Raw genomic sequence first — 13,177 nt, 5'->3', positions numbered from 1 at the left:
CGCTTTCTTCATTTCTTCCACGCACCGTTCCATGACCCCGTTCACCCGCACCACCGTCGCGCTGGCCGCCTTCACCGCCTTGCAAGTCGCCTCTGCACAAGACAGCCGCAACAACGCCGAACTCGGCACCGTCACCATCGAAGGCAGCCGCGACGCGAACAGCCTGCACCTCGACGACGCGAGCGGCACGGCTTCGCGCCTGGGCCTCTCGGTGCGCGAGACGCCGGCCTCGGTCGAGATCCTCTCGCAGGACGCGATCCAGCAGCGCGGCGCGCGCACCTTCAGCGAGGCGCTGCGCGGCATGGCGGGCCTGTCGGGCGGTGGCCCGCCGTCGTCGCCGACCACGCTGTCGCTGCGCGGCTTCACCAGCCTCATGTACCTGTACGACGGCGTGCGCAGCTCGGGCGCGGGCGTCACCAACCGCGTGCAGGACACCTGGAACTACGAGCGCATCGAAGTGCTCAAGGGCCCGGCCTCGGTGCTCGATGGCGAGGGCGCCATCGGCGGCATCGTCAACTTCGTGACCAAGCGACCCGACCGCAGCAACTCGCACAAGGAAGCGCTGCTCTCGTACGGCAGCTACGGTTCCACGCGCGCGGCCTTCGGCTTCGGCGGCGCGCTGGGCGAGGCCAGCGCCTACCGGCTCGACTACAGCCGCAACGACACGAAGGTGGGCACCATCGACCGCAACGGCGAGCGCATCGACCACTTCACGAGCGGCCTGCTGGTGGACCTGGGCGGCTCGGTGAAGCTCGACCTGTCGTTCGACTACCTGCGCGACGACAACGACGCCTACTGGGGCACGCCGCTCGTGCCGCGCAGCTTCGCCACGCAGCCGACGAACGTCGTCAGCACGCCCGACGGCCGCGTGATCGACCGGCGCATGGCGCGCACCAACTACAACGTGCGCGACGACGAGAATTCTTCAGAAACCTACTGGCTGCGCGCGCGCCTCACGGGGCAACTGGACGGCGGCTGGTCGTGGCGCAACGAGTTCTCGGCCAACCAGTCGAAGCGCATGTTCCGCAACTCAGAGAGCGCCACCTTCGTGCCGCCCGCCAGCATCGCGCGCGACCAGACGCTCATCACGCACGACCAGGACTTCTGGCTCGACCGCTTCGACGCCACGCACAAGGGAAAGATCGTGGGCCTGGACAACCGCTTCGTCGTCGGCGGCGAATACAGCGAGACGCGCTTCGGCAGCCAGCGCCGCTTCTCCAACAGCAGCCCCGCCACCGCCGCGCAACTGCGCGTGCCCGTGTTCGACCCGTACACCGGCTACTTCGACGACAACCCCGCGCTGACCACCGGCGCGGGCAACCGCGCCGACACCTTCTCGCGCGTGAAGGTCGCCTCGGTCTTCGTGGAAGACGCGCTCAAGCCGATGCGCGACCTCACGCTGGTCGGCGGCCTGCGCCACGACCGCACCGAGGTCGACCGCCGCATCTGGGACCTGAACGCAGGCAGCGTCACGCGCTTCGGTGCGAGCTACCGCGCCACCTCGGGGCGCCTCGGCGCGGTGTACGACCTGTCGCCGCAGTCGAGCCTGTATGCGCAATACACCAACGCCACGCTGCCGGTGGGATCGCTCTTCCTGCTGTCGGCCTCGAACGCCGCGTTCCCGATGTCGCGCGGCAAGCAGGCCGAGGTGGGCTTCAAGCAGAGCCTGCCCGCGGCCAACCTGGAGTGGACCGCCGCGCTGTACAAGATCGAACTCGACAACGTGCTCTCGCGCGACCCGAACAACGCCGCCACCACGGTGAACAACGGCCGGCAGTCGTCACGCGGCCTCGAGCTGTCGGCCGTGTGGAAGCCCACGCGCGAATGGACGCTGGCGGGCAACCTCGCGGCGCTCGATGCGCGCTTCGACACGCTGGTCGAAGCCGGCAACGTCTCGCGCGTGGGCAAGACCCCGCCGAACGTGCCCGAGCGCATGGCCAACGTCTTCGCCACCTACCGGCCCGACGGCTCGAAGTTCGAGTACTTCGCATCGCTGAACCACACGGGGCCGATGTACACCGACAACGCCAATCAGATCCGCATCAACGGCTTCACGACGGTCGATGCGGCCGTGAGCTACCGCCTGAAGAATGCGCTGCTGAGTTTTCGCGTGCGCAACCTGACGGACCGGCTCTACGCGACCTGGACTGGCCGTGCGGCGAGCCAGGTGCTGCTGGCGCCGCGGCGCACTTTCGAGGTGTCGGCGAAGTTCGATTTCTGAAGTTCGTGCGCCGGGGCGAACCAGCAGCGTCCCCCGTGCGCAGGACACTGGGTGCTTCCCGCAGCGAAATTAAGGAGGAGGCCGCAGGCCGGGGGACATTCGCGGAGGGAAGTACCCGGTGGCCTGCGCACTCGCCCTGAACAAACCCAGCCTCAGCGCATCTGCAACCGCGCATCCTTCGGATACCCGATCGTGTAGTCTGCCGACACGCGCGCCGTCTGCCCCGCGTCCAGGTCGAAGCGCCACATCGCCAGCCCCGGCTGCTTGTTCCACGCTTGATCAGCGGGTTGCGGTGCAAAGCGTGTGGTCACGCGCACCTGCTCGTCGACCGACACCGGCGCGGCCTCCAGCACCTGCACCGCGATCGGCGTGCGGTGGCGGTTCTCGACCACGTAGGCGCGCTGCACCTGGCGCTCGGCGCGCGAGCCGACAAAACCGCCCGAGCCCTGGTTGTCGCGCTCGGGCTCGACCAGCACGCGCACCAGTTCGTCGCGGCCGAACGAGAGCGTGAGCTTCGCGTCGCTCGGCGCGTTCCAGCGGCCCTGGCCGACGAAGTTGCCGTCGCGGTACAGCTGCATCGGGCCGGCCGGCCACACGCCCGCGGGCTGCGTCATCTCGGCGACCAGGAAGGCGCTCGGGTCCACGCGCGGGCTGGTGCGCGCGGCGAGCTGCGCCGTGTCCTCATGCTGGCCCAGCGCCAGGGTCACGCGCTGGCCGTTGGAAGGCACGTCGATGCTTTGCGGCACGGCAAATTCGGTGGCGAAGCTGTTGTCGAACACGCTCACGTCGAACAGCGGCTCGCGTGCGCGCTCCATGGCCATCTTGCGGTCGGCGGCAATGGGCGAGGGGGCTGCGGCCATCGGCGCGGCCATGTATGCCGACTCGGCGTTCGCGCGCGGCGGCGGCTCGATGCCGATGCGCCACGCGCTCGGCGTGCGCCCCGTGGTCTCGCGGCGCGGCTGGCCGGTGGACAGCACCAGCTTCACGCCGCGCCAGTCCTCGCCCGTGGCCTGCGCCACCAGCGCCTGGCGCTCGATGCGCACCTTGCGCGTCGTGGTGTCGAGCAGCGCGCGGTAGCTCGGCGTCCAGCCCGGGCCGTTGACCTGGTAGCTGAGCTTCACGTCGGCATCGGCACTGGCGGCCAGCGTGACCGTCACGGCCGTCACCTGCGCTCCCTGGCCCTGCGTGCGGCCGCGCTCGGCCAGCAGGGGCTTGAGCTGGCGGTCGAGGTCGGTCTGCTGGCGCTGGATCTGGTGCTGCTTGAGCAGCGCGTCCTGGCCCGAGCGGCGCATCGCCTCGGTCATGGCCGAGAGGTTGCGCGCATCCATCGGCGCGCGCGCGCCGGGGCCCGACTCGCCGCCCGACAGCCCCTTGAGATAACCCGTGACCATGCCCAGCGCGTCGGTCTCGGCCTGCAGTGCGGCCTTGCGGTCTTCGAGTTCGCGGATGCGGCCGTCGAGCGCGCTGGTGGCGCAGTTGGCGGAGAGCTCGCGCGCCTCGCTGAGCACCGAGGTCTCGCCCACGCGCACTGCCGTGCCGGCCGACACTTGCAGGCTCTGCACGTCGAGCCCGGCCGGCAGGCAGGCAAAAGTGACCGAGCGGCTGCCCGCCGCGACGCGCGCCACGCGCTCCACCGTGGCGCTGCCGGGGTAGACCTTGACCTGGGTGATGCGCGAGGCATCGGCCTGCAGCTGTGCATGGGCGCCCGCGCCCGCGGCCAGCCAGAGGGCGGCGAGGGCGGTGGCGCGCAGGAGGGGACGGGCGGAGAACGGTGTGTGCATGGAAAGCCTTCCGGAAGAAAGTCGGTGACGAATCTCCGCTTCTACGGACGGGGCGGGTGAACGGGGTTAAGGCGCTGCGAAGTTTTTTTCATGACGCCGATGTGACGCGGGCGCGTTGCTGTCGCGCAGGCATCTGCCGGCGGCGAACCGGTCACCCAAGAGACGGTGCGCGGCGGCCCGGCTTCCTAGAGTGGGTCTCGCCTTCCCTCCATTGATTCACCCTGAAAGGACACCCCCCCATGCTCGACACGATCCAGGCCATCAACCGGTCGGCCGCCTTCAACCGCTGGGCTGGCTTCGACGTCACACAGGCCGCCGACGGGCAGGCCGAACTGCGCATGAAATGGCGCGAGGAAGACATGGGCCAGTACACCGGCTTCCTGCACGCGGGGATGATCGCCGCGCTGCTCGACACCGTGAGCGGCTTCGCGGCCGCCACCGTGGCGGGCCGCGTGCTGGCTTCGCACTTTTCCATCAACTGCATCTCGCCCGCCATCGGCGAGGCCTTCGTGGCGCGCGGGCGCGTGGTGAAGGCGGGGCGCAAGCAGGTCTTCGTCGGGGCCGAGCTGTTCGCGCAGCCCGAGGGCCAGGGCGAAGACAAGCTCAAGCTCGTGGCGACGGCGAACGCCATCCTGGTGCCGGTGGACGAGGCGTCGACGACGCCGAAGCCGAAGCAGGCGGCATAACCATCACCGGCTCGGGCTTGCGCTTCAGCCCGAACAGCGGGCGCAGCCAGCCGATGCGGCGGATCAGCCCGTCGGTCAGCAGCCAGCAGCCGGCGATCGTCACGGCGACCAGCGCCACGGGCTCCCACACCGGGCCCAGCGCCAGCGGCACCAGCAGCGCCACCCCCGCGACGATCAGCGTCTGGTGCAGCATGTACCAGGGGTAGACCGACTCGTTGGCCCAGCGCAGCCACGGCCAGGGGCGGTTCAGGTGGCGGTGGCCATGGCCCAGGATCGTGGCGACCGCGAGCCACAGGTAGGCCGTGCGCAGCACGTCCATCAGCAACCCCTTGGGCGCAACGACGGCCCCGACGCGCAGCGCGATGAACGCGCCGATCGCCGCCACCGCCAGCAGCAGCGACACGCGGCGCAGCCGTTCGAGCTCGCGCCAGATGCCCGTGTCCACGCCCATCCAGTAGCCGTAGAGGAAGACGGTGAAGTAGATGCTGTGCAGGTGGAAGTCCCACACCAGGTTGTGCGTGGCCGGAAAGTGCCGCGCCAGCAGCACCGTCCACGCCAGCAGCGGCAGCGCCGGCAGCACCAGCAGCTGCCAGCCGCGCAGCCCGTTGAAGCGCCGCCGCACCCACTGGCCGGCCGCCGAGCGCCACAGCGGCAGCGTCAGCGCGACCAGCGCCGTGTAGACGAACAGGTAGGGCAGGTACCAGAGGTGGTTCCAGGTGATGCCGAACTCCGCCCCCGCAAACGCGCCCTTGGGCCAGGGCGCGCCCATCGGCAGGTAGCGCAGCAGGAAGGTGCCGAAGCCCGGCGCCACCAACCCGCGCGCCACGCCTTCGGCATAGGCCTGGTAGGGCACGACCACCGCCATGCCGAAGGCCAGCGGCAGCATCAACCGCAGGCCCCGGCTGCGCAGCAGGCCCCAGGTGCCCTGGCCCCGGCTCAGGAAACCGAGCGACACGCCCGAGATGAGAAACACCAGGTCCATGCGCCACAGGTTCAGCACCCGCATCGGCCACGGCAACCACTCGGCCGCGTGCGGGCTCTTCAGGTGCCAGGGCCAGTCGGCCACGTAGTACATGCCCACGTGATAGAGGATGACGAACAGGAAGGCGAGGGCGCGCAGGGCGTCGATGTCGTGGCGGCGCTGCGGTGTGGGAACGGAATCGGAGGGCATGGCGGGCTCCTGGAACGAGGAAACGGCGGCCATCGTGGCCCCCGCGCCCGTCCCCGGGGCCATCGCCGGGACGGATCGGCCCGGATTTGTGACGAACGGTGGCCCCCAGGGACGAAATCCGGCCCCGGTTCGCGAGAATCCCCGCATGAGCGAGCCGCGCAAGAACCTGTACGAGCGCTATGAACCGATCCGGCGGTACGTCGAAGTCGGCTTCTGGATCGTGCTGATGACGGTGCATGCCGCGATCAGCACCGTGGTCGCGCTCATCGACGCCCGCAGCCGCGCCGTGCCGCGCGCGAACTGGGAGGTCGTCACCTGGGAGGTGTCGAGCCACATCGCGCTGCTGGCCCTGGTGCCGGTGCTGGTGGCCGTGGAGCGCCGGCTGTCGCCGCTGGCGCGCGACCACTGGGGGCGCTTTCTTGCCGGGCACCTGGTGGCCAGCGTGCTCCTGAGCCTGGCGCACGTGGCGGCGATGTTCGGGCTGCGCGCCGCGGTGTACGCGGCGGCCGGCGAGCCCTACGACTTCGGCGGCGCCATGGGGCGATGGGGCTACGAGTACCTGAAGGACGTGCGCGTCTACGCCACGATGGTCTTCGGCGTGTGGGCCTACCGGCTCTTCATGCTGCGGCTGCAGGGCGAGGCGCGCGTGCTCGATCCGCCGGAAGAGGGCGTGGCGCCGGTGCCCGAGACTTTGGAGCAGAGGGAGGGAGTCGAGCCCTCGGTACAGGAACTGACAACGCCGGCAGCGCCGCCGCCGGCCCGCCCCGAACGCTTCCTCGTGCGCAAGCTGCGCCGCGAATTCCTCATCGCCGCCACCGACATCGACTGGCTGCAGGCCGAGGGCAACTACGTCGGCCTGCACGTCAACGGCCACGACTACCTGCTGCGCGCCACGCTCACCGACTTCCTGACCCAACTCGACCCCGCCACCTTCGTGCGCGTGCACCGCAGCCACGCGGTGAACCTGGGCCGCATCAAGGAGATCGAGCCGCTCGACGGCGGTGACGCCCGGCTGCACATGCACGACGGCACGAGCGTGCCCTGCAGCCGGCGCTACCGCGACGCGCTGCGCGGCGGCGCGGGCTGAGCGCTCCGGCGGCGCGTTCCGATCCGGTGCGTGCCCTGCGAAATCGGCCCATTCCTGGGTCGTTTCGCACCATTCAAGAGCCTTCAGGCACCATTTTTGCTTTCTTGCGCCGGCGCCCCGAGCCGTTCGGGTGCGACGCACCAAATCAAACCAAAAACCTGCAAGAAGCTCTCATGGACGCACTCAAACAGGGCGCTGACGCGCTGTTCATCCTTCTCGGCGCCATCATGGTCCTGGCCATGCATGCCGGCTTTGCCTTCCTGGAACTGGGCACCGTGCGCAAGAAGAACCAGGTCAATGCGCTGGTCAAGATCCTGGTCGACTTCTCGGTGTCGACCATCGTGTACTTCCTGGTGGGCTACGGTGTGGCTTACGGCACGCATTTCTTCGTCAGCGCCACCGAACTGTCGGCAAGAAGCGGCTACGAGCTGGTGAAGTTCTTCTTCCTGCTGACCTTCGCGGCGGCCATCCCGGCCATCATCTCGGGCGGCATCGCCGAGCGCGCCAAGTTCTGGCCGCAACTGATCGCCACCGCCGTGATCGTCGGTTTCGTCTATCCGCTGTACGAGGGCATCGCCTGGAACAAGGCCTTCGGCATCCAGGGCTGGATCGCCTCGGTCACCGGCCACGAGTTCCATGACTTCGCCGGCTCGGTCGTCGTGCACGCCGTGGGCGGCTGGCTCGCGCTGCCGGCCGTGCTGCTGCTGGGCGCACGCCGCAACCGCTACCGCGGCGACGGCTCGCTCAGCGCACACCCGCCGTCGAACATTCCCTTCCTGGCGCTGGGCGCGTGGGTGCTGTGCGTGGGCTGGTTCGGCTTCAACGTGATGAGCGCGCAGAGCATCGACAAGATCTCGGGCCTGGTCGCCGTCAACTCGCTGATGGCCATGGTCGGTGGCACGCTGGTGGCGCTGGCCATGGGCAAGAACGACCCCGGCTTCGTCTACAACGGCCCGCTCGCCGGCCTCGTGGCCGTGTGCGCCGGCTCCGACCTCATGCACCCGCTGGGCGCGCTCGTGGCGGGCGGCGTGGCCGGTGCCATCTTCGTCTTCATGTTCACGCGCACCCAGAACAAATGGAAGATCGACGACGTGCTCGGCGTGTGGCCGCTGCACGGCCTGTGCGGCACCTGGGGCGGCATCGCGGCGGGCATCTTCGGCACGCAGGCGCTGGGCGGCATCGGTGGCGTGAACCTGTGGGCGCAGCTGATCGGCACCTTGCTTGGCGTGGTCTGGGCGCTGATCGGCGGCGCCGTGGTGTACGGCGTGCTCAAGGCGACGATGGGGCTGCGGCTGTCGCAGGAGGAGGAATACGACGGGGCGGACCTGTCGATCCACCACATTTCTGCGACGCCGGAGCGGGAAGTGAACTGGTGAGGGCGTTGCGGCTCAGGACATGAGCCGCATCGGGGGATTAGCGGCGCACGGCACGAATTTGCCAGCTGTAGCAAACTTGCCGGCGACCTCCGATCCCACCTGTTCACCACCCCATGACCCAATCTCCCCCCGCCCTCGAAGTCCTCCCCCGCGACCTGTCCGCCTACCGCGAGGGCAACGTCGGCATCGACTACGTGCACCGCTTCGAATCCGGCAAGCCCGGCCCGCACGTGCTGATCAATGCCCTGACGCACGGCAACGAGATCTGCGGCATGACCGCCGCCACGCACCTGCTCGACACCGGCGTGCGCCCGAAGATCGGCACGCTCACCGTCAGCTTTGCCAACGTGGCGGCGTATGAGTCCTTCAACGAGGCGCTGCCTTTCGACAGCCGCCAGCTGGTGCACAACCTCAACCGCGTGTGGTCGCCCGAATGGCTCGACGGCAGCGAGGACAGCCCCGAGCTGCGCCGCGCCCGCGAGCTGCGCCCGGTGGTGAGCGCGGCCGACCACATCCTCGACATCCATTCCACGAGCCAGCCCGTGATCCCGTTCTGGGTGTACCCGGCCTTCGACCGCAACGCCGAGGCCGCCATGGCCATCGGCCGCCCGTCGGTGCACCTGGTGATGCCCGACGGCCTGGGCTCGGGCACGCCGCTGATCCAGCACGGCCAGCATGGCCGGGCCGACGGCAAGGGCGTGGCGCTGGTGGCCGAGTGCGGCCAGCATTTCCTGCGCTCGGCCTCCGAGCTGGCCACCGCCGTCTCGCTCGACTTCCTGGCGCACTTCGGCCTCATCGACAAGGACCCGGCCGTGCCCGCGCCCGGCGAGCAGCGTCGCTTCGAGCTGCTCCAGACGCACGTGATCAAGTCGGAAGACTTCGCCTTCGTGCGCCCGCTGATCGGCTTCGAGACCTTCGCCAAGGGCGAGCTGATCGCCACCAACGGCCCCGACGAAATCCGCGCGCCGTGCGACGACTGCACGATCTTCATGCCCGCGCAGCGAACGATCGTGGGGCGCGAGGCGGTGTACCTGACCAGGCCGCTCTGAGGCCGGCGTTCTTCTCTTCAGCAGATCAGCAGGTGCCGCGGTTTGTCCGCGGTGCTGTAGTCGGCATGCCAGTAGTGCGGGTCGTCGCAGAGGCTGAACGCGGCCTGCTTGCCGGCGTGCCGGGCCGTGAAGTGCCTTTGGAGCGTGACGTGCACCGAGCCCTCGTCGGGCCAGTCGATGCCGACATCGACGACGCTGTTGCCCGCGGCGACTTCGGCGGCAACGATCCGCTGCAGGGCGGGGTGCAAGAGGGTGTTGAGGCGGGCGAGGGCTTCGCGGTGTTCGGTGGAGGCGAACGAGGTGTCGAGGCAGGCTTCGGTGAACATCGCTGAATGGGCCATGGCGCGCCTCCCAGTTAGACCGTTGTAGATGCCTTCGACTTCGGGATCGTCCGGCCCTTGCACTTCGGGTAGTTGGCGCAACCCCAGAAGCTGCCGTCGTTCCTGGACGAGCTTCGTTCGACCATCTTGGTGCCGCAACTCGCACAGGTCGGCCGCCAGTACTCGCCTTCGTAGGCCACGGCGAGCAGCGCTGCCTGTTGTTCGGGCGTGCGCTGGCCGATGAGCCGGAGCAACGCTGCGCCGTCCTGGGCGTGAATGCCGTTCGCCTTCGCAAATGCCGCCGCTTCCGCCGAAAAGGTCGAGCTCGTCACGTAGGTGCCGCTCTTCAATTGGTGCGAAGCCATCACGCCGAGGAACTCACGCATCTCCTTCACGCCCACGGCTTTGCTCTGCCAATGCTTGCACTGGACGATGCGCGGCATGTCACTGTGCCTGGACTGGAGCCAGATATCGACGCCGCCGTCCGCGCCGTGCGATTGGCTGCGCGTGGTGAAGCCGGCTTGTGCGTAGAGCGCTTCGCACAAGGCCTCGAAGCGACGCCATTCGATGGCGTGGAGCACGGCGGGGCTCCACTGCGATTCCTGGCCCGCATGGGGTGTTGTCGATGGTGCGGGTGACAGCGTGGGCTCGCGACGCTCGGCTGTCGAGGTGGGCGCGGGGCGTGTGGGAGCGCGAGCTGTCGTGGGCTCGATCTCCACAGGGGCGGCTTGACGACGGACGACGTAGTGCAGGCCCAGTAGCACGGCCCCGATTGCCAGCGCGACCCAACCGGCAGGCCGCAGCGCCGGCCCCAGCGTGCCCACGATCGGCCCTTTCAGGAAGGCGGGGGCGACCACCAGCAGCAGGATGCCGACGAAGATCGCCGTCCAGGCCTTGCCGGCCAGTTCCTGTCGCGCGCGCTCGCGTCGGCGCTCGGCTCTTGTCTGTTTTGCCATCGGTCGCTCGCCTCGCTCCTCGAAAGATCTCTTTATAAGCCGGGGGCGGGCGCCCGGGTCTTCACCGCGCGACCGCGTTGCTCTGTGCATCTCGCAGCGCGTTGTCCGCGGCTTGCCGCGCCTGCGAGCTGCCGGACTCGGGGGCATGCGCTTCTTCCGGTGTTTCGGGCGGCTTGTTGATCTCCTTGACCAGCCCGGCCAGGTGCGTGTCGTCGTCTCCTCCGCACTGCTCGGGTGGCCGGCTCAAACGGGCGCCGTCGAAGTGCCATCCGGCGGTGCCGCCCGTGGCGGCTTTTGTGCGCAGCCAGAGCTGTTCCCAGCGCGGGAATGCCGAGGGGTCGTCGCGCCAGTACAAGCTCTGCAGCATCTGAGACAGGGCCACCTGCGTCTCACGCTGAGCCGGCTGCGTCGAAACGAGGATCTCGGCCACCTCGAAAAGTCGCGGCGTCGAGATGAAGTAGCGCTGCCCCATGCGGGTGCGCTGCGTGTCCGGCCCTTCGGGCATCAGATATCCCGAGCCGCCGCTCCCGCTGTCGGCGCCCAGGACGCAGAGCGCTTCGGCTGGGGTGAAGTGCCGCAGGTCACCGAGCGCCGACGCCGTCGCCTTCTGGTCGCCGCGCGCCACGGTCTGGCTGAACGCCCGGAATTCCTTGTACGAAGCGTCCCAATCCGCCCGACGTGCGGCGTCGGCGATGCTGAAGGCAGCGATCACCAACACGACGCCACCAGCGAGCCCCGCAACGCTCGCACCGAGGGTCCGGGTCGCGCCGCCTGCGGCCAGGACTGCCACCAGGACGACCAGCACGGCCGCCCCGATCGCATAGGGCAGGAGGTACGCGAACCACAGCGGCAAGAGGCTCAGGCCGATGAGGCCCAGGCCCGTGAGCACGGGGACGACGGCGAGCCAGATGAGAAAGGACTTGGTTCGGGTCGTCATGCGCCGAGATTACCGAGGGCGGTGAGGGCCTGTTCCTGCGCGCGACTCAACCCGCAACGAACAACGCCGGGTCCACCATCGTCCGGTTCAGCATCACCCCCCAATGCAAGTGCGGCCCAGTCACCCGCCCCGTCGCTCCCACCGCGGCCAGCTGGTCGCCGACCTTGAGCACGTCGCCCACTTTCACGTCCCAGCGGCTCAGGTGGCAGTACATCGTCAGCAGGCCGCCGCCGTGGTCGACCCAGACGGTGCCGCCGTTGAAGAAGTAGTCGCCGGTGTCGATCACCTTGCCGGCCAGCGGCGCGCGCACGGGCGTGCCGGTGCCGGCTGCGATGTCCATGCCGCTGTGCGGATTGCGCGACTGGCCGTTGAACACGCGGCGCAGGCCGAACGAGCTGGAGCGGCGGCCCGGCACGGGCACGCGCATCTGCAGCGCGGCGTCGGGGCGCAGGTCGGTGAGGGTGGCCATCACGCCGGTCAGGTGATCGCGTTCCTTGACGTAGCGCGCCTCGTCTTCCGGCGACAGGTCGACCGTGCGCGGCGCCACCGTCAGCCGCTGTTCGCGGTACTGCTTCGGGGCGACGGTGTAGGCGATCTGGCGTTCGGGCTTGCCCTCGGCGCGCACGCTGATGCTGGCTTCGCCGGGTACGGTGGCGAGCGGAATGCCGACCAGCGCGGTCCATTCGATCGGATCGCCGAGCACCAGCACCGGCACATCACCGGCGAAAGCCTTGGGGCGCGTGGCCGCCGGGCCGAGCGACAGGCGGGCGACGCCGCCCGGCACCAGCGAGGCGCGCGGCCAGACGTCGGGCGCCTGCGGCTTGTTGTTGTTCTTCTTGGCCGGGGCCGCGGCACCGGCGGGCAGCGCCAGCAAGCCGAGGGCGCCGAGCACGGCGCTGCGGCGGTTCAATGCGGCAGAAGGGAGATCGGAGAGAGGAAGGTTCATGTACATGGACAGGATTCGAATGAGGCGTTGAAGGTGCGGCGGTTCAGCCGCCGCTCTGTTCCCGCCAGGTTCCGGGTGCGAGCCCGTCGAGCGTGTAGGGCCCGATGGCGGCGCGGATGAGGCGCAGCGTCGGCAGCCCCACGGCCGCCGTCATGCGCCGCACCTGGCGGTTGCGGCCTTCGCTGATCGCCAGCTCCAGCCACGCGGTGGGTATGAGCTTGCGCTCGCGGATCGGGGGCTCGCGGTGCCACACGTCGGGCGGTGGGTCGAGCAGGCGTGCCCGTGCGGGACGCGTGGGCCCGTCGTTGAGTTGCACGCCGTTGCGCAGAGCAGCGAGTGCCTCGTCGGTCGGTACGCCCTCGACCTGCACCCAGTAGGTCTTCTCCATCTTGAAGCGCGGATCGGCGATGCGCGCCTGGAGCTTGCCGTCGTCGGTGAGCAGCAGCAGGCCCTCGCTGTCGGCATCGAGGCGGCCGGCGACGTAGACACCGGGGAGGTCGATGAAGTCCTTCAGGCCGCGCCAGCGGCCCTCGGGCGTGAACTGGCTGAGGACGCCGTAGGGTTTGTTGAAGCGGATCAGGCGAGAAGAAGGGCTCGTAGCGTTCATGAACCGACAGGATAGCCGGGGTCTGTCGACGCTCGGCGCA

12 protein-coding genes are annotated in these 13,177 nt (G+C 69.3%); 5 read left to right on the top strand and 7 right to left on the bottom strand.

Features of this window, described 5'->3' with window-relative positions:
* The first annotated feature begins 31 nt into the window (after positions 1-31).
* Positions 32-2,221 carry a TonB-dependent receptor gene (locus FFI97_RS02965; RefSeq protein ID WP_139706516.1) on the top strand — a complete coding sequence of 730 codons (2,190 nt, stop codon included), beginning with the start codon at positions 32-34 and terminating at the stop codon, positions 2,219-2,221.
* A gap of 152 nt (positions 2,222-2,373) precedes the next feature.
* On the opposite strand, the gene FFI97_RS02960 is transcribed toward FFI97_RS02965, so the two are convergent.
* Positions 2,374-4,002, bottom strand: a complete 1,629-nt coding sequence (locus FFI97_RS02960) for a DUF4139 domain-containing protein (RefSeq protein ID WP_139706762.1) — start codon at positions 4,000-4,002, stop codon at positions 2,374-2,376.
* A gap of 239 nt (positions 4,003-4,241) precedes the next feature.
* On the opposite strand from FFI97_RS02960, the gene FFI97_RS02955 reads away from it, so the two are divergent.
* Positions 4,242-4,688: a PaaI family thioesterase gene (locus FFI97_RS02955; RefSeq protein WP_062476955.1), complete on the top strand. Its 447-nt coding sequence runs from the start codon at positions 4,242-4,244 to the stop codon at positions 4,686-4,688.
* On the opposite strand, the gene FFI97_RS02950 is transcribed toward FFI97_RS02955, so the two are convergent.
* A complete protein-coding gene (locus FFI97_RS02950; protein ID WP_139706761.1) occupies positions 4,606-5,859 on the bottom strand; it encodes an acyltransferase family protein in 1,254 nt (417 codons plus the stop codon). The genes FFI97_RS02955 and FFI97_RS02950 overlap by 83 nt on opposite strands.
* 145 nt (positions 5,860-6,004) lie before the next feature.
* Between FFI97_RS02950 and FFI97_RS02945 the strand changes: the two genes are divergently transcribed.
* The 3 genes from FFI97_RS02945 to FFI97_RS02935 all read left to right on the top strand — a co-directional run bounded on the left by FFI97_RS02945 (position 6,005) and on the right by FFI97_RS02935 (position 9,371).
* Entirely contained in the window at positions 6,005-6,946 is a 942-nt protein-coding gene (locus tag FFI97_RS02945) for a LytTR family DNA-binding domain-containing protein (RefSeq protein ID WP_139706759.1), read from the top strand.
* Between the two features lie 173 nt (positions 6,947-7,119).
* A complete protein-coding gene (locus FFI97_RS02940) occupies positions 7,120-8,322 on the top strand; it encodes an ammonium transporter (RefSeq protein ID WP_062476947.1) in 1,203 nt (400 codons plus the stop codon).
* A gap of 113 nt (positions 8,323-8,435) precedes the next feature.
* The gene (locus FFI97_RS02935) at positions 8,436-9,371 is read left to right on the top strand and encodes a succinylglutamate desuccinylase/aspartoacylase family protein (protein ID WP_139706757.1); all 936 of its coding nucleotides are present in this window, start codon (positions 8,436-8,438) and stop codon (positions 9,369-9,371) included.
* Between the two features lie 17 nt (positions 9,372-9,388).
* On the opposite strand, the gene FFI97_RS02930 is transcribed toward FFI97_RS02935, so the two are convergent.
* From FFI97_RS02930 to FFI97_RS02910, 5 genes are all read right to left on the bottom strand, one after another.
* Positions 9,389-9,712, bottom strand: a complete 324-nt coding sequence (locus FFI97_RS02930) for a hypothetical protein (RefSeq protein ID WP_139706755.1) — start codon at positions 9,710-9,712, stop codon at positions 9,389-9,391.
* A gap of 14 nt (positions 9,713-9,726) precedes the next feature.
* On the bottom strand, positions 9,727-10,647 hold the full coding sequence (locus FFI97_RS02925; RefSeq protein ID WP_139706753.1) for a restriction endonuclease: 921 nt from the start codon (positions 10,645-10,647) through the stop codon (positions 9,727-9,729).
* A 61-nt stretch (positions 10,648-10,708) separates the two neighbouring features.
* Positions 10,709-11,584, bottom strand: a complete 876-nt coding sequence (locus FFI97_RS02920; protein WP_139706751.1) for a hypothetical protein — start codon at positions 11,582-11,584, stop codon at positions 10,709-10,711.
* Between the two features lie 46 nt (positions 11,585-11,630).
* Positions 11,631-12,530, bottom strand: coding sequence for a peptidoglycan DD-metalloendopeptidase family protein (locus FFI97_RS02915; RefSeq protein WP_409574611.1), 900 nt, complete (start codon positions 12,528-12,530; stop codon positions 11,631-11,633).
* Positions 12,531-12,573: 43 nt separating this feature from the next.
* On the bottom strand, positions 12,574-13,137 hold the full coding sequence (locus FFI97_RS02910) for a pseudouridine synthase (RefSeq protein ID WP_139706747.1): 564 nt from the start codon (positions 13,135-13,137) through the stop codon (positions 12,574-12,576).
* Positions 13,138-13,177 lie beyond the last annotated feature (40 nt).

Origin of the sequence: Variovorax sp. KBS0712, assembly GCF_006323185.2 — a bacterium.
Lineage (GTDB): Bacteria > Pseudomonadota > Gammaproteobacteria > Burkholderiales > Burkholderiaceae_C > Variovorax > Variovorax boronicumulans.
Note: the sequence above shows the minus strand (reverse complement) of the source record. Positions and strands in the feature narration are given on the sequence as shown.

Excerpts from the sequence above, each read along its gene's own strand:
- FFI97_RS02965 (WP_139706516.1), top strand. The coding sequence starts at position 32 with ATGACCCCGTTCACCCGCACCACCGTCGCGCTGGCCGCCTTCACCGCC.
- FFI97_RS02935 (WP_139706757.1), top strand. The coding sequence starts at position 8,436 with ATGACCCAATCTCCCCCCGCCCTCGAAGTCCTCCCCCGCGACCTGTCC.
- FFI97_RS02930 (WP_139706755.1), bottom strand. The coding sequence starts at position 9,712 with ATGGCCCATTCAGCGATGTTCACCGAAGCCTGCCTCGACACCTCGTTC.
- FFI97_RS02940 (WP_062476947.1), top strand. The coding sequence starts at position 7,120 with ATGGACGCACTCAAACAGGGCGCTGACGCGCTGTTCATCCTTCTCGGC.
- FFI97_RS02920 (WP_139706751.1), bottom strand. The coding sequence starts at position 11,584 with ATGACGACCCGAACCAAGTCCTTTCTCATCTGGCTCGCCGTCGTCCCC.
- FFI97_RS02955 (WP_062476955.1), top strand. The coding sequence starts at position 4,242 with ATGCTCGACACGATCCAGGCCATCAACCGGTCGGCCGCCTTCAACCGC.
- FFI97_RS02910 (WP_139706747.1), bottom strand. The coding sequence starts at position 13,137 with ATGAACGCTACGAGCCCTTCTTCTCGCCTGATCCGCTTCAACAAACCC.
- FFI97_RS02915 (WP_409574611.1), bottom strand. The coding sequence starts at position 12,530 with ATGAACCTTCCTCTCTCCGATCTCCCTTCTGCCGCATTGAACCGCCGC.
- FFI97_RS02960 (WP_139706762.1), bottom strand. The coding sequence starts at position 4,002 with ATGCACACACCGTTCTCCGCCCGTCCCCTCCTGCGCGCCACCGCCCTC.
- FFI97_RS02925 (WP_139706753.1), bottom strand. The coding sequence starts at position 10,647 with ATGGCAAAACAGACAAGAGCCGAGCGCCGACGCGAGCGCGCGCGACAG.
- FFI97_RS02945 (WP_139706759.1), top strand. The coding sequence starts at position 6,005 with ATGAGCGAGCCGCGCAAGAACCTGTACGAGCGCTATGAACCGATCCGG.
- FFI97_RS02950 (WP_139706761.1), bottom strand. The coding sequence starts at position 5,859 with ATGCCCTCCGATTCCGTTCCCACACCGCAGCGCCGCCACGACATCGAC.